The organism is Gordonia sp. OPL2 (assembly GCF_003797825.1).
In the GTDB taxonomy this organism is placed as follows: domain Bacteria; phylum Actinomycetota; class Actinomycetes; order Mycobacteriales; family Mycobacteriaceae; genus Gordonia.
Genome location: NZ_RKME01000003.1, coordinates 1 through 18,539 on the forward strand (window position 1 = coordinate 1; position 18,539 = coordinate 18,539).

General features: G+C 70.0%; 19 protein-coding genes. 4 read left to right on the forward strand and 15 right to left on the reverse strand.

Annotated elements, in window-relative coordinates:
• From EEB19_RS04485 to rimP, 4 genes are all read right to left on the reverse strand, one after another.
• Nucleotides 1-296 (reverse strand): translation initiation factor IF-2 N-terminal domain-containing protein (locus EEB19_RS04485; RefSeq protein WP_187583622.1); only part of this gene is annotated, 296 nt, incomplete at its 3' end.
• Nucleotides 297-398: 102 nt separating this feature from the next.
• Nucleotides 399-758: a YlxR family protein gene (locus EEB19_RS04490; protein ID WP_187583624.1), complete on the reverse strand. Its 360-nt coding sequence runs from the start codon at nucleotides 756-758 to the stop codon at nucleotides 399-401.
• Nucleotides 759-802: 44 nt separating this feature from the next.
• Nucleotides 803-1,840 carry a transcription termination factor NusA gene (gene nusA / locus EEB19_RS04495; protein ID WP_187583626.1) on the reverse strand — a complete coding sequence of 346 codons (1,038 nt, stop codon included), beginning with the start codon at nucleotides 1,838-1,840 and terminating at the stop codon, nucleotides 803-805.
• 152 nt (nucleotides 1,841-1,992) lie between these two features.
• Entirely contained in the window at nucleotides 1,993-2,541 is a 549-nt protein-coding gene (rimP, locus tag EEB19_RS04500; protein WP_187583628.1) for a ribosome maturation factor RimP, read from the reverse strand.
• 199 nt (nucleotides 2,542-2,740) lie between these two features.
• Between rimP and EEB19_RS04505 the strand changes: the two genes are divergently transcribed.
• Complete coding sequence (locus EEB19_RS04505) at nucleotides 2,741-3,286, forward strand: hypothetical protein (protein WP_187583630.1); 546 nt, start codon at nucleotides 2,741-2,743, stop codon at nucleotides 3,284-3,286.
• Nucleotides 3,283-3,717, forward strand: a complete 435-nt coding sequence (locus EEB19_RS04510) for a ferritin-like domain-containing protein (protein WP_187583632.1) — start codon at nucleotides 3,283-3,285, stop codon at nucleotides 3,715-3,717. The genes EEB19_RS04505 and EEB19_RS04510 overlap by 4 nt, the downstream gene beginning before the upstream one ends.
• A 48-nt stretch (nucleotides 3,718-3,765) precedes the next feature.
• Here the strand turns inward: EEB19_RS04510 and EEB19_RS04515 are convergent, their stop codons facing one another.
• Complete coding sequence (locus tag EEB19_RS04515) at nucleotides 3,766-5,496, reverse strand: proline--tRNA ligase (protein WP_187583634.1); 1,731 nt, start codon at nucleotides 5,494-5,496, stop codon at nucleotides 3,766-3,768.
• A gap of 93 nt (nucleotides 5,497-5,589) precedes the next feature.
• Between EEB19_RS04515 and yaaA the strand changes: the two genes are divergently transcribed.
• Nucleotides 5,590-6,330: a peroxide stress protein YaaA gene (gene yaaA / locus EEB19_RS04520; RefSeq protein ID WP_187583636.1), complete on the forward strand. Its 741-nt coding sequence runs from the start codon at nucleotides 5,590-5,592 to the stop codon at nucleotides 6,328-6,330.
• Nucleotides 6,331-6,372: 42 nt separating this feature from the next.
• Here yaaA and EEB19_RS04525 read toward each other — a convergent pair whose 3' ends face one another.
• The 5 genes from EEB19_RS04525 to EEB19_RS04545 all read right to left on the reverse strand — a co-directional run bounded on the left by EEB19_RS04525 (nucleotide 6,373) and on the right by EEB19_RS04545 (nucleotide 11,357).
• Nucleotides 6,373-6,909: a pyridoxamine 5'-phosphate oxidase family protein gene (locus EEB19_RS04525; protein ID WP_187583637.1), complete on the reverse strand. Its 537-nt coding sequence runs from the start codon at nucleotides 6,907-6,909 to the stop codon at nucleotides 6,373-6,375.
• A 47-nt stretch (nucleotides 6,910-6,956) separates the two neighbouring features.
• Nucleotides 6,957-8,471 (reverse strand): DHA2 family efflux MFS transporter permease subunit, encoded by a 1,515-nt coding sequence (locus EEB19_RS04530; protein ID WP_187583639.1) that lies wholly within the window; start codon nucleotides 8,469-8,471, stop codon nucleotides 6,957-6,959.
• A gap of 160 nt (nucleotides 8,472-8,631) precedes the next feature.
• The gene (gene cobA, locus EEB19_RS04535; RefSeq protein WP_187583641.1) at nucleotides 8,632-9,930 is read right to left on the reverse strand and encodes a uroporphyrinogen-III C-methyltransferase; all 1,299 of its coding nucleotides are present in this window, start codon (nucleotides 9,928-9,930) and stop codon (nucleotides 8,632-8,634) included.
• A gap of 75 nt (nucleotides 9,931-10,005) precedes the next feature.
• On the reverse strand, nucleotides 10,006-10,344 hold the full coding sequence (locus EEB19_RS27120) for a hypothetical protein (RefSeq protein WP_316245457.1): 339 nt from the start codon (nucleotides 10,342-10,344) through the stop codon (nucleotides 10,006-10,008).
• Nucleotides 10,341-11,357 (reverse strand): acyl-ACP desaturase, encoded by a 1,017-nt coding sequence (locus EEB19_RS04545; RefSeq protein ID WP_187583643.1) that lies wholly within the window; start codon nucleotides 11,355-11,357, stop codon nucleotides 10,341-10,343. Before EEB19_RS04545 ends, EEB19_RS27120 begins: the two co-directional genes overlap by 4 nt.
• Before the next feature lie 155 nt (nucleotides 11,358-11,512).
• Between EEB19_RS04545 and EEB19_RS04550 the strand changes: the two genes are divergently transcribed.
• Nucleotides 11,513-12,196, forward strand: a complete 684-nt coding sequence (locus EEB19_RS04550) for a response regulator transcription factor (RefSeq protein WP_187583646.1) — start codon at nucleotides 11,513-11,515, stop codon at nucleotides 12,194-12,196.
• Between the two features lie 87 nt (nucleotides 12,197-12,283).
• On the opposite strand, the gene EEB19_RS04555 is transcribed toward EEB19_RS04550, so the two are convergent.
• The 5 genes from EEB19_RS04555 to EEB19_RS04575 are packed head-to-tail and all read right to left on the reverse strand — an operon-like array spanning nucleotide 12,284 to nucleotide 18,536.
• Nucleotides 12,284-13,945: a GAF domain-containing protein gene (locus EEB19_RS04555; protein ID WP_187583647.1), complete on the reverse strand. Its 1,662-nt coding sequence runs from the start codon at nucleotides 13,943-13,945 to the stop codon at nucleotides 12,284-12,286.
• Nucleotides 13,942-15,378, reverse strand: a complete 1,437-nt coding sequence (locus EEB19_RS04560) for a cobyrinate a,c-diamide synthase (protein WP_262365433.1) — start codon at nucleotides 15,376-15,378, stop codon at nucleotides 13,942-13,944. The genes EEB19_RS04555 and EEB19_RS04560 overlap by 4 nt, the downstream gene beginning before the upstream one ends.
• Nucleotides 15,379-15,394: 16 nt before the next feature.
• Entirely contained in the window at nucleotides 15,395-16,012 is a 618-nt protein-coding gene (gene cobO / locus EEB19_RS04565) for a cob(I)yrinic acid a,c-diamide adenosyltransferase (RefSeq protein WP_187583651.1), read from the reverse strand.
• A gap of 38 nt (nucleotides 16,013-16,050) precedes the next feature.
• The gene (locus EEB19_RS04570) at nucleotides 16,051-18,057 is read right to left on the reverse strand and encodes a VWA domain-containing protein (protein ID WP_187583653.1); all 2,007 of its coding nucleotides are present in this window, start codon (nucleotides 18,055-18,057) and stop codon (nucleotides 16,051-16,053) included.
• Entirely contained in the window at nucleotides 18,054-18,536 is a 483-nt protein-coding gene (locus EEB19_RS04575; protein ID WP_187583654.1) for a GNAT family N-acetyltransferase, read from the reverse strand. Before EEB19_RS04575 ends, EEB19_RS04570 begins: the two co-directional genes overlap by 4 nt.
• Between the last annotated feature and the right edge of the window lie 3 nt (nucleotides 18,537-18,539).

Here is an 18,539-nt window from a genome sequence, read left to right on the forward strand (position 1 = left end):
GGACCGGGGGTCGGCGCACCGGGCTTGGGGCCCGGACGCGCGGGACCCGGCTTGGCGCCACCGGAACCGTTGGCACCCGGCTTGGGGGCGCCACCCGGTCGGGCCGCCGGCTTCCCGGCGTCCTTGGATCCCGACTTCTGGGGGAATGACTCGCGGAGTCGACGGGCCACGGGGGCCTCCACCGTCGACGACGCGGATTTGACGAACTCGCCTTGCTCCTTCAGACGCTCGAGCACCTGCTTGCTCGTCACGCCCAGTTCTTTGGCCAGTTCATGCACGCGGGCCTTGCCTGCCACTGCTCTCCTCACTTGGAGGTCGAGCGGGCTGCCCGCTACGACCTCGGTTTACGTCCGAAACGCGCTCATCGTGGGTACTTCACGGTGTGCTCATGTCTTCTGCTACCTGTTCCGGCCGCTATGGCCATCTACTGCGGTGATCCCGCCGATTGCTTCGGCGAGGTCGTCGGGGTCCACGGTCAGACCGGGCACCCGAAGCGCCGAGGGAAACGCCCGTCGTCGCACCGCGGCGGACACACAGTCCCGCTGCGGGTGCAACCAGGCACCTCGTCCCGGCATGGTCTTCGCGGCGTCGACGACGATCACCGGTGGCCCGTCGCCGTGTACGGCGACGACCCGGACCAGATCCGTTGCTTCGGCACGTTGCCGACATCCGACGCACGTGCGGACCGGTCCGCGTGGGCGTGAGCCCGTGCGGAGGGCCGGGCCCTCGGGTGGTGTCGACAGCGATCGCTGAACCATCGATCAGTCTAGCGCGCCAGGTCGGTTCTCGGACAACCGGCTGCTCAGTCGGCGTGCGGAGCGTCGGAACGGCGTGCCGGGGCGGGTGCCGGTGCGGGGTCGGCATCCGATCGGATGTCGATCCGCCAGCCGGTCAGCCGGGCGGCGAGCCGGGCGTTCTGCCCCTCTTTGCCGATGGCCAGCGAGAGCTGATAGTCCGGGACGACCACGCGGGCTGCCTTGCCCGCGAGGTCGACGACCTCGACCGACACAACCTTCGCCGGCGACAGCGCATTCCCGACGAACACGCCCGGTTCGGTGTCGTAGTCGATGATGTCGATCTTCTCGCCGGCCAGTTCACTCATCACGTTGCGCACGCGCTGCCCCATCGGGCCGATGCATGCGCCCTTGGCGTTGAGCCCGCTGACGCCGGTGTGGACCGCGATCTTCGATCGATGCCCGGCCTCCCGAGCGACCGCGACGATCTCGACCGAGCCGTCCTCGATCTCGGGAACCTCGAGTGAGAAGAGCTTGCGCACGAGGTTGGGATGGGTGCGCGACAACGTGATCTGTGGGCCGCGCGGGCCGCGACTGACCCCGACCACGTAGCACTTGATCCGGTCGCCGTGGGTGTAGGTCTCGCCGGGAACCTGCTCGGCGGGCGGGATGACACCCTCCGCGCTGTTGGCGTCGCTGCCGATCTGCACCACGATCATGCCGCGGGCGTTGGCGCGGGCGTCCTGCTGGACCACACCGCCGACGATCTCCCCCTCGTGCGTGACGAAGTCGCCGAAGTTCTTCTCGTTCTCGGCGTCGCGCAGACGCTGCAGGATCACCTGTCGGGCGGTGGTCGCCGCGATACGGCCGAAACCCTCGGGCGTGTCGTCCCACTCGTGGACCACGTCTCCGTTGTCGTCGAGTTCCTGCGCCATCACCCGGACCGCACCGGACTTGCGGTTCACGTCGATGCGGGCGTGCGGCGCGAAGCCGTCGGTATGGCGGTAGGCGGTCAGCAGCGCCGTCTCGATCGCGGTGATGACCGTGTCGATCGAGATGCCCTTGTCCGCCTCGATCATGCGCAGCGCGTTGATGTCGATGTTCATGGGGATGGGCTCCTATTCATTTGTCTGCTCCTATTCACTTGTCCGATTCGATTGTGCGCGGATCTGTGGCGTTTGGGTATCCGCCGGGGTGGTGTGTCCGGCGGGAGCCGTGTCGGACGCGGGTGTCCGGGTCATCGGCTGGGGGTCGTCGTCTAGCTGTCGGAGCGTCGGCGGGCGATCTCGTCGGGATCGAGGCCGCAGAGCTCCAGTTCGGCGGTCCCCGGGCGGGAGAAGTCGACCTGCACCACCGCGTCGACGATCGTCGCGAGGTCCAGGTCCTGCGTCCGCAACCGGCCCTTGTCGTTGGCGACGATGCGGACGTGGCCGTCGTCGACGGGACCGATCCGGCCCGTCACCTGTCGGGGTGAACCGCCGTCGGGGGTCGACACGGTCGCCGCGACCTTGCGTCCGCGCGCGCGACGCCAGTGGCGCGGCGCGGTGAGCGGGCGATCGATGCCCGGGGAGGTGACCTCGAGGGTGTACTCCTCGTCGGCGGTGGTCGGCGTGTCGTCGAGAACGGCCGAGATCTCGCGGCTGAGGTCGGCGAGCACATCGAGGTCGCCGCCACCGTCGCGGTCGACGACGATCGTGATCTCGGGACGGGTCGACGGCGAGTCCACGATGACGTCCTCGAGGTCGAATCCCCGTCCGGTGACCACGGATTCGACGAGATCGCTGACCTGCTCGGCGGTGATCGGCACGGCACTCTCCTCGTCTTCAGTTGTCGGTGGGGACATTCCGCGGCCGGCACCTCGGGGTGTCGGCAGGTCCGCGACCGGCTGAGTGGCAGTGCACCATCCTAGAGGATTCGGCGACCGCTTCCGACCACGGCGGCCGCCGACCCTCCCCCGGCCGCGTGCCGGACGCCACCGCCGCGCGTCGCCGTCCGCGGCTGGCATCATGTGTCGCGTGACCTCACCCCTGACGCGCCGAACGGTCCTGCGGGGCGGCCTCGCCGTCACCGCCGGTACCGTCGCCCTCTCGGCGATCTCCGCGTGCGATCGCGGTCCCACCGCCGACCAGATCACCGCGGCGGCACTCGTCCCCCTGGTCCAGGCGGCCCTCGCCGACCAGGCCGCCGCGCAGTCGCTGGCACCCCGGACCCCGGAGTACACGAACGCGCTCGGCGTGGTCGCGTCTCAGCGTGGTGAGCACGCACGCGCCCTGCGCGAGGAGATCATCCGTCTCGATCAGGAGACCGCCACCCGCATCGACCCGGCCGCACCGGCAGGTTCGGGAGGATCGAGCACGGCGGCGCCGGCACCCTCGACGGGATCGGTGACCTCCGTCCCCGACGTGACGTCGGTCGCCGACCTGCGGGGCCGGCTGTCGCGCTCAGCGCGGACCGCCGGGGATGCCGCGGGCACTCTCGGTGGCTACGCGGCCGGACTCGCCGGCGCCGTGTCCGCGTCGGTCACGAGCATGGTGGAGGTGCAGCTCGGATGACAGCGACGACCGATGCCCTGTCGAAGGCCGTCGACACCGAGAACGCGGCGATCTTCGCCTACGGGGTGGCGACCGCCTTCACCTCCGCCGCGCGGAGGACCACCGTCGCCGAGTACACGGCCGCGCATCGGGTGCGGCGGGACGAACTCGTCGCCGCTCTCGACGCCGCCGACGCGACCGTGCCCGAGGCGGCCGCCGGCTACACGCTCCCGCTGACCGTCGACGACTCGGTGACGGCCGTGGGGGCATTGCTCGCCGCAGAGATCGACTGCACGGTGGCCTATCGTGCGCTGATCGAGCAGGCCGACGACCCCGTCGTCCGACGGCTCGGCCTGGGCGGCCTCACCGACTCGACCGTCCGTGCAGCGAACTGGCGTGTGGCCCTGCGAGATTCGCCCGTGACGATCGCATTCCCCGGCTCCCCCGGCTAGGGCGGACGAGACGGGGATGCATCCCCGTCTCCGATCACATCCGGCTAGCTAGTCGCGTGCTGCCGCGGCGACCGCCGCAACGGCCCCCTCGACGGGCACCTCGGTGGTCTCCCCGGTGAAGCGGTCGCGGATCTCGATGGTGCCGTTGGCATATCCGCGCCCGACGACGACGACGACCGGCATGCCCAGGAGTTCGGCGTCCTTGAACTTGACCCCCGGCGAGGCCTTGCGGTCGTCGAGAAGCACCGACACGCCGGCGGCGTCGAGATCCTCGGCCAGCCCGTGGGCGCCGGCGATGGCGGCGTCGTCCTTGTTCGCGATGACGAGATGCACACCGAACGGGGCGACCGACCGCGGCCAGCGCAGTCCCTTGTCGTCGTGACTCTGTTCGGCGATGACCGCGACGAGACGGGACACGCCGACACCGTAGGACCCCATCGTGAGGCGGACCGGCTTGCCGCTCTCACCGAGCACGTCGACCTCGAAGGCGTCGGTGTACTTCTGGCCCAGCTGGAAGATGTGGCCGATCTCGATGCCCTTCGCGGAGACGAGGGGCCCTTTGCCGTCGGGTGAGGGATCACCGTCGCGGACCTCCGCCGCCTCGATCGTCCCGTCCGCGGTGAAGTCACGTCCGGCGACGAGGTCGACGTAGTGCCTGCCCTTCTCGTCGGCGCCGGTGACCCACGACGTGCCGTCGACCACCCGCGGATCGACGAGGTACGGGACACCGTGCGCGGCAAGCCCTCTGGGCCCGATGTACCCCTTGACGAGGAACGGGTTGGCGGCGAAATCCTCGTCGGTGAGCAATTCCACCTCGGCGGGCTCCAGCGCCGCCTCGAGGCGCTTCATGTCGACCTCGCGATCGCCCGGTACGCCGACGCCGGTGATCTCCCAGTCGGCGCCCGGTCGCCGGACCTTGATCATCACGTTCTTGAGAGTGTCCCGGGCGCTGTAGGCACGCTCGAAGGTGGCGTCCGCCCAGGCGACCAGCGTCTCGATGGTCGGGGTGTCGGGAGTGTCATGGATCGTCGCCTGCGGCAGGCCGTCGAAGGGGATCGGCTCGGGCGCGGGCGTGATCACCGCCTCGACATTCGCCGCGTACCCGGACTCCAGGCATCGGACGAACGTGTCCTCCCCGACCTCGCTCTCGGCGAGGAACTCCTCGGACGCGCTACCGCCCATCGCCCCCGATGTCGCCGCGACGATCACATAGCGGACCTCGAGACGACGGAAGATCCGCTGATACGCCTCGCGATGGGCATCGTAGGCGGCCTTCAGACCGTCGTCGTCGAGGTCGAAGGAGTAGGCGTCCTTCATCACGAACTCACGGCCGCGGAGAATCCCGGCGCGAGGCCGCTCCTCGTCGCGGTACTTCGTCTGGATCTGATAGAGGATGACGGGCAGATCCTTGTACGACGAGTACTCCCCCTTGACCAGCTGGGCGAAGAGCTCCTCATGGGTGGGGCCGAGCAGCATGTCGGCACCCTTGCGGTCCTTGAGACGGAACAGGGCGTCGCCGTACTCGGTCCATCGTCCCGTCGACTCGTACGGGTCGCGCGGCAGCAACGCGGGCAGCAGGATCTCCTGCGCGCCGATCGACGCCATCTCCTCGCGGACCACGTTCTCCACGGCCTTGAGCACACGCAGGCCCAGCGGCAGCCAGGTGTAGACCCCCGGCGCGGTGCGGCGGACGTATCCGGCGCGCACGAGGAGTTTGTGGCTGGGCACCTCGGCGTCGGCGGGATCGTCGCGGAGGGTGCGCAGGAACAAGGTCGACATGCGAGTGATCACGAGTGTCGAGCTTAGTCGGGTACCGCCGGTCGGATGTGTGCGGTGTGGGACGCCCACGATCGGCCCCGATATGGTGTTGCGGTGCTCGTCATCCTGCCTCCCTCCGAGACCAAGTCCGACGGCGGGCGGGGCGGCCCGCTGGACCTGGACACGCTGTCGTTCTCGGAGCTGAACCCGATTCGCAAGCGCATCGCCGAGGCGATCGTCGATCTGGCCGGCGATCTCGACGCGAGCCGCGCGGCCCTGGGCCTCGGGGCGACCCAGCTGTCCGAGATCGATCGCAACGCCGACCTCTGGCTCTCGCCCACCCGGCCCGCGATCGAGCGCTACACCGGCGTGCTCTATGACGCACTCGATCATCGCGGGCTCACCCGCGCCGGGAAGATCAAGGCCACCGAACGGCTCGCGATCGGGTCGGCGTTGTTCGGTGTGGTGCGAGCCGGCGATCCGATCCCGGCCTATCGCCTCTCCGGCGGCTCGCGACTGCCCGACATGCCGACCCTCGCGTCGGTGTGGAAGCCCGATCTCTCCGACGCCCTCGATGCCGTCGACGACTTCGTCGTCGATCTCCGCTCAGGTGTCTACCACCAGCTCGGTCCGGTGCGCGGTGCGGTCAGCGCGACGGTGATGACCGAGGCCGCCGACGGCAGTCGAAAAGTGGTGAGCCACTTCAACAAGCACTACAAAGGCCTCATGGCGCGCGAGCTCGTCCGGACCCGGCGGACCGTGCGCGACGTGAACGGGCTGGCCGCCGTGCTCGCCGATGCCGGACAGCGTGTGGAGATCGCGGCGGCCGATCAGATCGTGGTGCTCACCGACTGATCGCGTTCTCCGTCGGTGGTGGGCACCGCCGCCGATGCTCGCTCAGTCGAAGGTGAATCGCGTGGCACCGCCGGGTTCGACCGTCTGCAACGCGGTCGCGCGCAGGGGCGTGACTCGATAGACGTGCCAGGGCGGCGGGCCCGCCGACGGTGCGCTGAAGTCGGCGGTCAACGCCGTGCCGGTCTCGTCCACGCGGCAGGGCCAACCGTCGTCGGCGGCCCAGAGCTCGGCCATCTCCGCGACGACGTCGGGGTCGCGGATCAGGTGTGCCTCACCCTCGACGACGAGGTCGTAGTCGCGGGCGGCCAGCGACATCGTGCAGCGTGGATCGCGCGCCACGTTGCGCCCCTTGCGCGTGGTCTCCCCGGTCTCGAACCACAGGAAACCCTTGTGCCAGAGCGCACCCACCCCGGTGACATGTGGCGCGCCGTCGGCGTCGATCGTCGCCAGCCACCAGGTGTGCCGGTCGGGACCGCCGGTGCCGGGCGCCTGCGGCACGCCCTCCTCGAGGCGCGCGGCGACAGGACCCCAGTCCAGGGTCGCCACGTCGTACAACTCAGCCAGATTCTTCGCCTTCATGTTCTGGTAGACCCAGGTGGGTCCCAGAACTCATCGGGCGTCAGAGGTCACCGCGGCTCGTCGACGTCGAGGCTGGCGTTCGCCGCCTCCTGGGCGGCCTGCCCCTCGGCCACCTCTTCGGGGGTGAATCGCATGAACAGCACGACGACGGCGGCGAGCACCGCGATCCCCGCGCAGCACGCGAAGGCGAGACCGTATCCACTCGCCTGGGCGGCGAGTTCGGTCGGGTTCATGTCCTCGACCGGACCGGTCGTACCGCCCTGCGACAGCGCCCGCGAGGTGACCGCCGCGCCGACGGCCACGAGGCCGATGGCGCCGCCGAGGTTCTGGGCGACCTGGGCCAGTGCCGTGAGCGGGCCGATCTCGAGTGGACCGACCCCGGCGACCACGGACAACGTGAGGGGGATGACGGCGAAGCCGACGCCGAAGCCGATCACGACGACCGGCAGACCGATGCTCGGGAAGTAGTCGGGCGCGCCCGTCGCGATCGACGATGCGTAGAGACAGCCGGCCAGGATGATCGCACCGCCGAACAGGACGAGCCAGCGGGGCTGGACCATCAGCGACAGCTTGGACGCGATCGCGGCGGCAAGACCGAGCCCGAAGGCGAACGGGACGACGGCAAGACCGCTCTGGATCGGTGAGTACTTGAGGATGCCCTGCAGGTACAGCGAGATGAAGACCGCCATGCACATCATGATCATGCTGGCGAAGAAGATGGCGACCAGGGCCGCTACCCGATTCCGGTTGCCGAAGAGCACGAACGGCAGGATGGGGTTGCTCGCGCGCCGCTCGACGACGATGAACGCTGCCAGCGCCAGGCCACCGAGGACGAACGAACCGACCACCAGGGGACTCGCCCAACCGTTCGGCCCTTCGTTCACCGCCAGGACGAGCAGCGTGCAGCCGAGGGTCGCCAGCACCGCGCCGGGGACGTCGAGCGAGAGCCGTTCGCCCTGCGATTCGCGCAGCACGAGGATCGCGCCGAGGGCCACGATGATCCCGATGGGCACGTTGATCAGGAAGACCAGGCGCCAGGACAGCTGGGTGAGTACGCCGCCGAGGATGAGTCCCGCCACCGATCCGACGCCGGTCATCGCGGCGTAGATCGCGAAGGCCTGACTTCGTGGCTTGCCGGGCGCGAACGTCGTCGCGACCAGGGCCATGGCCGTCGGTGCGGCGATCGCCGCCGAGGCGCCCTGCAGGGCCCGGCCGATGATCAGGCTGGTCTCGTCCCAGGCGACGCCGCACAGCAGCGAGGTCAGCGTGAACGCGACGACACCGATGATGAACATGCGCTTGCGGCCGAAGGTGTCGCCGAGTCGTCCACCCAGCAGCATCAGGCCGCCGAAGGCCAGCACGTAGCTGCTGATGATCCAGTTGGCGCTCGACTCGGAGAGTTGCAGTGCGTCACGGATCTTGGGGAGGGCGAGGGCCGCGACCGTGCCGTCGAGCACCATCAGCAGCTGCATCCCGCTCAGGACCAGGATCGCGGCGCCGAACACGCTGCGGTATTCCGGCACGGCGGCGTGCGCGGAGCTCGACGTCTCGGGGGCGGACATAGGCTTCGACGCTACCGCCCGCGGACCCGAATATGCCAATCCCCATTGGTCTGTTGCCGACGTCACCGACCGGTCGGACGTCACGGTCGAATGTCCAGGTCCGGCCCCTGCGCGGTGGCGACATGTGCGGTCCCGGGGACACAGTCGGCAGGGAGCGCGGTCAGGGGGCGAGGTCGGTGAAGCCGGCGACCTCGCCGATGACCAGGATGGCCGGCGGCCGCAGCCCCTGCTCGGCAGCCGTGCCGGCCGCGCCGGCGAGGTCGGATCGCAGTATCCGCTGCGACGGCAACGACCCGTTCTCGATCATCGCGACCGGGGTGTCGGCAGGCTTGCCGCCTGCGAGAAGTGCGTCGGCGAACGCGTCGATACGCTCGACCGCCATCATCAGCACGAGGGTTCCGCGCAGCCGGGCGACCGCATCCCAGTCGACCAGCGAATCGGGGTGTCCGGGCGGGACGTGCCCCGAGGCGATCACGACCTCGTGGGTCACGCCCCGATGGGTGACCGGGATGCCTGCGGCGGCCGGCGCTGCGATCGGGCTGGTGATGCCGGGGACGACCGTGACCGGCACGCCGGCCTCGACGCACGCCTGCACCTCCTCGAAACCACGTCCGTAGACGTACGGGTCTCCCCCCTTGAGCCGGACGACGAACTTGCCGGCGGCAGCGCGGTCGACGAGGACCGCATTGATCGCCTCCTGTTTCATCGCGCGCCCGTAGGGCACCTTGGCGGCGTCGACGATCTCCACCTGCGGACCCAGCTCGGCGAGCAGTTGCGGCGGGGCCAACCGGTCGGCGACGACGACGTCGGCCTGCTGGAGCAGCTTCTGTCCGCGAACGGTGATGAGGTCCGGGTCGCCCGGTCCCCCACCGACCAGCGCGACACCGGGCGGGTGGGGCACGTCGTCGGCGACCGTGAGCGAGCCGTCGGCGAGGGCACGCCCGATCGCGGCCCGCAACGCCGCCGACTGACGGTGATCACCGCCCGCGAGCACCCCGAACTGCAGATCTCGGTGCCGTCCGGACGCCGGCGTGACCGCCGTGCCGAACCGGGCGTCGTCGGCCCGGACGCAGTAGGTGTGGCGGGCCTCGGCGTCGGCGACCACCTGCGCATTGACCCCGGGATCGTCGGTGCACGCCATCACATACCAAGCACCGTCGAGGTCGCCGTCCTGGTAGGTACGGCGATAGACCGTGATTCCAGGCGTCGACTCGACGGCCGGGGTGGGATCGAGGGCGACGACATGGACGTCGGCGCCCGACGCGATCAGATTGGGCAGTCGCCGTTGCGCGACCGATCCACCGCCGACGACCACGACCTTGCGGCCGACGAGGTCGAGGCCGACGAGGTAATGGCCACGCGCGGACTCGGTCGGCTCATCGGGTACGGGATGTGCGGGCTGGGGATGTGCGGGCTGGGGATGTGCGGGCTGGGCACCGTCGGACACGCCAGAGGACATGACCCACGAGCCTACCGACCCGCTGACCGGCCGCCGCATCCGCGCGCCGCCTCCCGCCCGGCCGCACGGAGGCGCTCACTCGGGCAGACGACCGGCCCGGCGGATGGACGCCCACACGTCGGCTGCGGGGATGCCCGATCGGTGCGCGGCCGACCGGATCAACCGGGCGAGCAGAACCGATGCCGCATATTCTCCGGTCGACGGGTCGTCGGTGTGCGCGCGGATGGCGTTCCACCAGGTCACGTTGCCGCAACTGGCGGCCTCGGCCATGGCGATGGCGGTGTCGAACCCGGGGATGACCGGTTCGTCGTCGCGGTCGCACCCGGTGCACGTGCAACCATCGCACGAGCGCGGGGTCCCGACCGTGATGTCGAGGACCGGGCCGTTGAATCGTGGGCCGTCGAGGACTGTCACCGCAGCACCCTCTCATCGGACCGGCCCGCCCTGGCATGCTGCCGGGCGAGCGCACGATCGCGGGACTCCTCGAACCTGCGCACCTTGATGTCCATCTGTTCGAGGAAGTCTCCCAACAGTTCTCGGTAATGCTCGCCGAGCGGACCGAAGTCGTCGCGCTCGAAGATGCGCCATTTCCGCAGCACCGGCATCACGACCTCCGACATGTGTTGCGGCAGATCGTAGATGCCACCCTTGGCGATCAGCACCGCGTTCCGCCGGAAGTTCGGCATGGTCGCGCCGGGCATCTGGAAGTTGGACACGATCGCGTAGATCGCCGCCATCGCCTGATCGGGGACGAGATCCAGCGCTCCGTCGACGATGTTGCGATAGAAGAGCATGTGCAGGTTCTCGTCGGCGGCGACGCGCTGCAGCATCCGGTCGGCGATCGGGTCGCCGCAGGCCTTGCCGGTGTTGCGGTGTGAGACCCGGGTCGCGAGTTCCTGGAAGCTGACATAGCTGACGGCGTAGAGCATGTCGTAGCTGTGGTCACGCTGACCGTCGTCCTCGGGCAGCGGGTTGAATCCGTGGGTCATGTGCTCCATCCGGATGTTCTCCAACTCCACCGGATCGACACCGCGGGTCACCACGAGGTAGTCGCGCATGACGACCGAGTGCCGCATCTCCTCGGCGGTCCACCGACCGACCCAGAACCCCCACGCGTCGTCGAGGCTGAAGTTGTCGGCGATCACCCGGTGATAGGACGGCAGATTGTCCTCGGTCAGCAGATTGGTGATCATCGCCGCCTTCGCCGTTTCCGAGAGCTGGGACTGTGATGGGTCCCAGTCGTCCCCACCGAGCGCGGCGAAGTTACGGCCGTCGTCCCAGGGCACGTAATCGTGTGGGTGCCAGTCCTTCGTCATCTTCATGTGTCGTTCGACCTCGGACTCGCAGACCGGGAGCAGTTCCCGGAGCAGATCCGAGCCGGTCATGCCGGTATCCGTCAGCGCCGGTGGGTCGATCAGGCTGGTCATCGTTCTCCCTCGTCGTTCGGACTCGCTGGGCAGGTACCAACTCTGCGCCGCCGCGCGGGCGGTGACGTGAGCCGAAGGTCCCGGATCCCGTGGGACCCTGGTCATCCGATCGTGGAACCTCTCCACCCACCCCGACCTGCGGTACCGTCGAGTCCATGTCAGCCGATGCCCCATCCGCCGGCGAGGCCACCGCGCCGCCGGTGCGCGTCTATCTCGTCGACGACCACGAACTCGTCCGGCGCGGGCTCCGCGACCTCCTGGGGACCGCCACCGATCTCGAGGTCGTCGGCGAGGCGGCCTCCGTCGGCGAGGCGAAGGTCGGCATCCTGGCGGCCAAGCCCGACGTCGCCGTTCTCGATGTGCGCCTGCCCGACGGCAACGGCGTCGAACTGTGCCGCGATGTCCGCGCGGCGGAACCGTCGGTACGGTGCCTGATGCTCACCAGCTACGCCGACGACGACGCCCTCCTCGCGGCCGTGCTCGCCGGTGCGTCCGGATTCGTGCTCAAGCAGATCCTGGGCCACAACCTGATCGAGGCGGTACGCACCGTCGGCCACGGTGGTTCCCTCCTGGACGATCGCAGCACCACCGCCCTGCTGGCCCGGCTGCGGGACGGCAAGGGTGATGCCGCCGACCCGCTCGCGGAGCTCACCCACCAGGAGCGCGAGGTCTTCAACCTCATCGGTGACGGCATGACCAACCGCCAGATCGCCGAGCGGATGTTCTTGGCGGAGAAGACGATCAAGAACTACGTGTCCCGCATCCTGGCGAAGCTCGACATGCAGCGCCGCACCCAGGTGGCGGTCATGGCGACGAAACTGCGTGACGGCACGATCTAGCGCACCGCAGACGTAGCGCACCGCAGACGTAGCGGAAACCGTCGCGGACAGCCGGTTTCGGCTACGTCTGCCCCGGGCTGGGGGCAGCTACCCGGTCAGCGGTACCGACCAGGTGAGCGTCGTCCCACCCGGCTTGCCCGGCCCGCGCGGCGAGGTCACCACGCTGAACACCCCGTCGCAGTCCTCGGCCCGTCGGGTGAGGTTGTCGAGGCCGCGGTAGACGACGTCGGATCCGATCCCGACGCCGTCGTCGCCGATCTCCACCGAGAGCACGTCGTCCTCGGCCCGGACCGAGACATCGATGTGCTGAGCCTGCGCGTGCCGCAAGGCATTCGACAGCCCCTCGCGGAGCACCGCGTCGATGTGCGGACCGAGTGCCTCGGGAACGACGGTGTCCACGGGTCCCGCGAACTGCACACCCGGCGCGATCGGGGCGTGACCCGCGAGCTCGGCGACGATGTCGAGCACCCGCCGACGCAGGGTCGCGGTGTCGTGATGGCCGGGAACGGTCTGCAGGTCGAAGATGGAGGTGCGGATCTGCGCGATGGTGCGGTCGAGGTCGCCGACGACCTGTTCGAGCCGATCAGTCGTCGCACGGTCGGTCGTCGCCGCGTCGGCCGACGAGTCGCCGGCCCGGGCGGCGAGCATCGTCTGCACCGACATCCCGATCGCGAAGAGTCGTTGGATCACGTGGTCGTGCAAGTCGCGGGCGATACGGTGCCGGTCCTCGAGGACCTCCAGATCGCGGGCGATCTGCTGCTGGTCGGCGTACACCACCGACAGCGAGGCGACCTCGGCCACACCGGCCAATCCCGAGGTGTCGTCGTCGTCCCAGTCGGGTCGGTTCGCATGTGTGATGACGATCCAGCCGAACGCGCCCGCGGCCCGCTGTAGCGGCTGCACCGTCACCCATGCGGCGTCGCGCCGGACGAGTTCCGACGGGATCTCGGCGACCGGGTAGACCGCCCGCGCGCCTGTCGGGGGCAGGGTCAGGTCGCCGGCGGTGATCGGACCACCGGTGTGTGCACGGACGGAGACCGCGCCCGGCTCCCCGGTGAGGATGAACACGTCGATCCCGTCACCGAGCTCGGCGACGTCGACGCACAGCCGGGTCAGCGTGTCCTCGAGGGCGATGCCCGCCAGCGGTTCGGAACCACGACGCGCGATGACCTGCATCCAGCGATGTCGGGTGCGGGCCTGCCCGAACAGCCGGGCGTTGTCGACGGCGATCCCGGCGGCGATGGCGAGAACGGCGACCAACGTCTCGTCGACCTCGCTGAACTCCAGGGCCGACTGCTTCTCGGTGAGGTAGATGCTCCCGAACACCGACCCGCGCACGATGATCGGCGCACCGAGGAAGGTGTGCATCGGCGGATGGTTCGGCGGAAAGCCGACCGACGATGGGTGTTTCGCCAAGGACGGGATGCGCAGCACCTGCGGTTCCTCGATCAGCAGACCGAGCACGCCCCTGCCGACAGGCAGGTGATCCATACGCGCGCGCTGGGCCGGACTGATCCCGGTGTAGACGAACGCACTGAGTCCACCGTCCGGGCCGCGGACACCGAGGGCACAGTAACGGGCGTCGACCACCTGGGAGGCCACCTCGACGATGCGCTGCAGCGCGCGGTCGAGGTCGAGGCCCTGTCCGACGACGAGGACCGCCTCGAGCAGGTCACGCAGGACGACCGGGTCGTCGACCCCGTGCTCGGCGAGAGCGTCGAGAGCCTCGCTCAGCCGGTGCTGATTCACCGCGACGGCTCCCCGACCCCACCGGCGGTCCGCGCCGCGAGGGCGGCCCGGACGAATCGCGCCACCGAGCCCGGGGCACCGGCCGGATGGACATGGAGGTAGGAGGCGTGCACCGACGACGAGGCATGGCCGTGGCTGCCGGGACGACCGCCGTGATCGCGCCACGCCCACGCGGGCGCGGGGGCGGCGTCGCCCGGCGCCACGGTGGACCGGTGGAACTCGTGCCCCGTCACCCGCTGTCCCGCGGTGAAGGTCACCGAGTCACCCACGGCGACGGCGTCGCGGTATCCGAGGGTCAGCGTGGGACCGAACCGGCCGACGGCGTCGATGACCCCCGTCATCCGGTGCCCGTCGAGTTCTCGTGCGAGATAAAGCAATCCGGCGCATTCGGCGACGATCGGCCGCCCCTCACGGGCATGGCGGCGCACCCCGTCGCGCAGTTCGTCGTTGGCGGCGAGCGCCTCGGCGTGCTCTTCGGGGAAACCTCCGCCGATGACGATTCCGTCGACGTCCGAGGGCAACCGGTCGTAGAGCGGATCGAACCCGACGACCTCGGCTCCGGCGGCCTCGAGCAGTTCCCGGTGCTCGGCGTACCCGAAGGTGAATGCGGCACCACCGGCGACGGCGATCACCGGTCGCCGCGCACCCGGCACAATCGTCGGGTCGTCGTCGAGCGCCCCCGCCGGGGACCAGGCCGCGACAGGTTCTGCCCGCCTGGTCCGGGCGGCCGCCACGATCGCGTCGAGGTCCAGGGCCGCACCGATCGTCATGGTCATCGCATCGACGGCCCGCACCGCGTCGTCGCGCCGCTCGGCCGCCGGGATCAGCCCCAGATGTCGCGACGGCACCTGCAGATCCGGGTCACGGCGCACGACTCCGAAGACGGGCAGCCCGACACGGCCACAGGCCTGCCGAAGGACGGTCTCGTGCCGGGGCGATCCCACGCGGTTGAGGATCACGCCGGCGATCCGGATCGACGGGTCGTAGCCGATGAAGCCGTGCAGCAGCGCGGCCACCGACTGGCTGTGACCTGCCGCGTCGACGACGAGGATCACCGGCGCGCCGATCAGCCGCGCCACATGGGCGGTCGAACCGAAACCGGTCGGATCCGCACTGTCAGAGGCGGAGTCGTCGAGGATGCGACCGTCGAACAACCCCATGACCCCTTCGACCACGGCGATGTCCGCACCCGCCGTGCCGGCGGCGAACAGCGGTCCGACGAGGTCGGCGCCGACCAGGTTCGGGTCGAGGTTGCGTCCGACGCCTCCTGCGGCCACGGCGTGGTAGCCGGGATCGATGTAGTCGGGTCCGACCTTGAACGGCGCCACCCGGTGTCCGGCGGCGCGCAGGGCGCCGATCAGTCCGGTGGAGATGGTCGTCTTGCCACTTCCCGAGGAGGGAGCGGCGATGACGACCGCGGGTGGTCGGGTCACGACGGCCGGTCCCCGGTCACCACTCGATGCCCTTCTGGCCCTTGCGGCCGGCATCCATGGGGTGCGCGATCTTCGTCATCTCGGTCACCAGATCGGCCGCCTCGACGAGCGCGGCAGGTGCACGCCGCCCGGTGATGACGACGTGCTGGCGACCGGGTCGCAGACGCAACGTCTCCACCACCTCGTCGGTGTCCACCCAGCCCCAACCCAGCGGGTAGGTGAACTCGTCGAGGACATAGAAGTCGTGTTGCTCGGCGGCGAGACGGCGCGCGATCTCGGCCCATCCGGCCTGCGCCGCCGCCGCGTGGTCGTCAGCCTGGTCGGCATTGGCGCGCAGCCATGACCATCCCTGCCCCATCTTGTGCCATTCGACGGGACCCCCCGCCCCGGTCTGCGCGTGGACATCACCGAGCGCGGCGAGGGCCGACTCCTCACCGACCCGCCACTTCGCACTCTTGACGAACTGGAACACCGCGACCCGCATCCCGGCGTTCCACGCGCGCATCGCCATACCGAACGCCGCCGTCGACTTGCCCTTGCCGTCGCCCGTGTGCACCGCCAACACGGGCTGGTTCCGTCGCTGTCGGGTCGTCAGACCGTCCGCGGGTATCGTGTCGGGAACTCCTTGCGGCACTGCGCCTCCTACCGATTGTCGGATCTACGCGCGGTCTCTCACGCGGCCCGCGTCGGACGGGACAGCGCTCCCGCCGACAGCTCGTCCATCGGCAGGCATCGCGCACCCATGGCCGCGGCGAGTTCACCGGCGAGGCCGAGCCGAATCATCCCCTGTTCGCAGTCCACCACCACCGACTCCAGGCCGCGCCGCCCGATCGTCTCGGCCACCGCGCGTGCCCGGGCGGCGGCGTCCTTGCCGGCGGTCGCCCGGCCGTCGGTGAGGACGACGAGCAGTGGCCGACGTTGCGGTTCGCGTCGCGCCGCGCGCTCGACGAGTTCGCTTGCCGCCGTCAGCCCTTCGGCCAGCGGGGTGCGGCCGCCGGTCCGGATGTCGGCGAGGCGGCGAACCGCGATGTCGACCGACTTGGTCGGCGGGACGGCGACCGAGGCCGTGGCTCCCCGCGCGACGACGACCGCGACGCGATCACGACGGGTGTAGGAGTCACGGAGCAGGTCGACGCAGATCTCGCTGACCGCCGAGAGACGTCGCCGGGCTGTCATCGACCCGGACAGGTCGACGACGAACACGACGAGATTGCCCTCCTGGCCGATGCGCTCGGCCGCACGCAGGTCGGATGCGCCGATGCGCAGCGCGGCGCCGGCGGTGCGGACCGACTCGCGTCCGGCCGCCGACAGGATCGTGCCGAACAGGTGGACCGGGCTACCGTTCTCGAAATCGACTGCGCGCGTGTCGTGCCCACGGCGGGACCGGGCGCGTGACCGACGACCCGGGTCACCCTCCCCGACACCGGTGAGCCGTAGGCGCCGCATACGTTGTGACGTCTCGGTGGTGCGTGGGCTGCCGAATCTCGCGCCCGGCACCGTCTCCGACGGCGTCGGCTCGTCGGCGTCCTCGGCCGGCGGCTCGGGCGCGGAGGAGTCGGGGCTCGCAGACGAATCCGGACTCGACGCGGCCTCGGGCGGTGTCTCGGTTCCGTCGGCGCGGTCATCGGTCCCGGAACCGGGATCCGGCGGCTCGGTCGGGTCCGTCGGATTCGGGTCGTCGTCGGGACCGTCTGTCTCGGGTCCGGTTCCGCCGGACGCCTCGTCGCCCGCGTCCATCGCCTCGTCGAGCTGATCCGGCGACAACCCCGACTCGTCGAACGGATTGCGCCGACGACGGTGTGGCAGTGCCAGTTCCACCGCGACGCGGACGTCGTCGGCGGTGACCTCGGCGGCCTGCCGCCACGCCGCGTGCGCGACCGCGGTCCGTGCGACCACGATGTCACCGCGCAGGCCGTCGACGGCCAGGTGCGCGCAGACCCCGGCGATTCGACGCAACTCGGTCGTCGGCACGGTCACCGACGACACGAGCTCCCGCGCGACCGCGATGCGGTCGGCGAGATCGGTCTCGGCTGCGGAGTACTCCGCGATGAAGCCCTCCGGGTCGGAGTCGTAGGCCATGCGGCGTGACACCACCTCGACACGCTCGTCGATGTCGCGGCCGGCGGCGACGTCGACCGCGAGACCGAATCGGTCCAGCAGCTGGGGCCGCAGCTCCCCCTCCTCCGGGTTCATCGTGCCGACCAGCACGAAATCGGCGGATTGGGTGTGCGACACGCCATCTCGTTCGATGGTCACCCGACCGCCCGCCGCGGCGTCGAGCAGTACGTCGACGAGATGATCTGCGAGGAGATTGACCTCGTCGATGTAGAGGACGCCACCATCGGCCTGTGCGAGCAACCCCGGTGTGAACTCCGCCCGCCCCTCGCTCAGGACCGCGGTGAGATCCAGCGACCCGATGACACGGTCCTCGGTCGCGCCGATGGGCAGTTCGACGACCCGTCCGCTCCGGCGCTCACCGTCCGCGCCGAGGATCGGCCCGAGTCCTCGGACGATCGTCGATTTGGCCGTGCCCTTCTCGCCGCGGATCAGCACTCCGCCGATCGCCGGCGAGATCGCGGACAGGATCAGCGCGAGTTTCAGCGTGTCCTGGCCGACGACGGCGCTGAACGGATAGCGGGCCGGCGCGACGGCGTCCGCCGACCGATGTCGTCCGCTCATCGGGACCGGCCCGCCGACGGCGCCGGGTCACGCCGCATCGCAATGTGCGGGATGCCGTCTTCGAGGTATTCGTCACCCTCGGCCAGGAAACCGAACTTGGCGTACATGTCGACGAGGTAGACCTGCGCATCGATCCGGCAGGGATGATCACCGATCTCGGTGAGGGCGGCACCGAGGAGCTGCGCGGTCAGTCCCTGTCCCCGATGACCGCGTTCGGTGCACACCCGCCCGATGCGATACATCGGGCTGCCGTCGGCGGCCGGTGGGTCGACCAGCAGACGCAGGGTGGCGATGACCCCGTCGTCGCCGGAGATCCAGAACTGACGGGTCTGCGGGTCCAGGTCGCGGCCGTCGAGTTCGGGATACGGACACGCCTGCTCGACGACGAAGACGTCGACCCTCAGTCGCAGGATCTGATACAGGGTCGCCGCATCCAGATCGGCGGACAGGCTGTGGCGCAGTTGCCCTTCCGTGGTCATGAC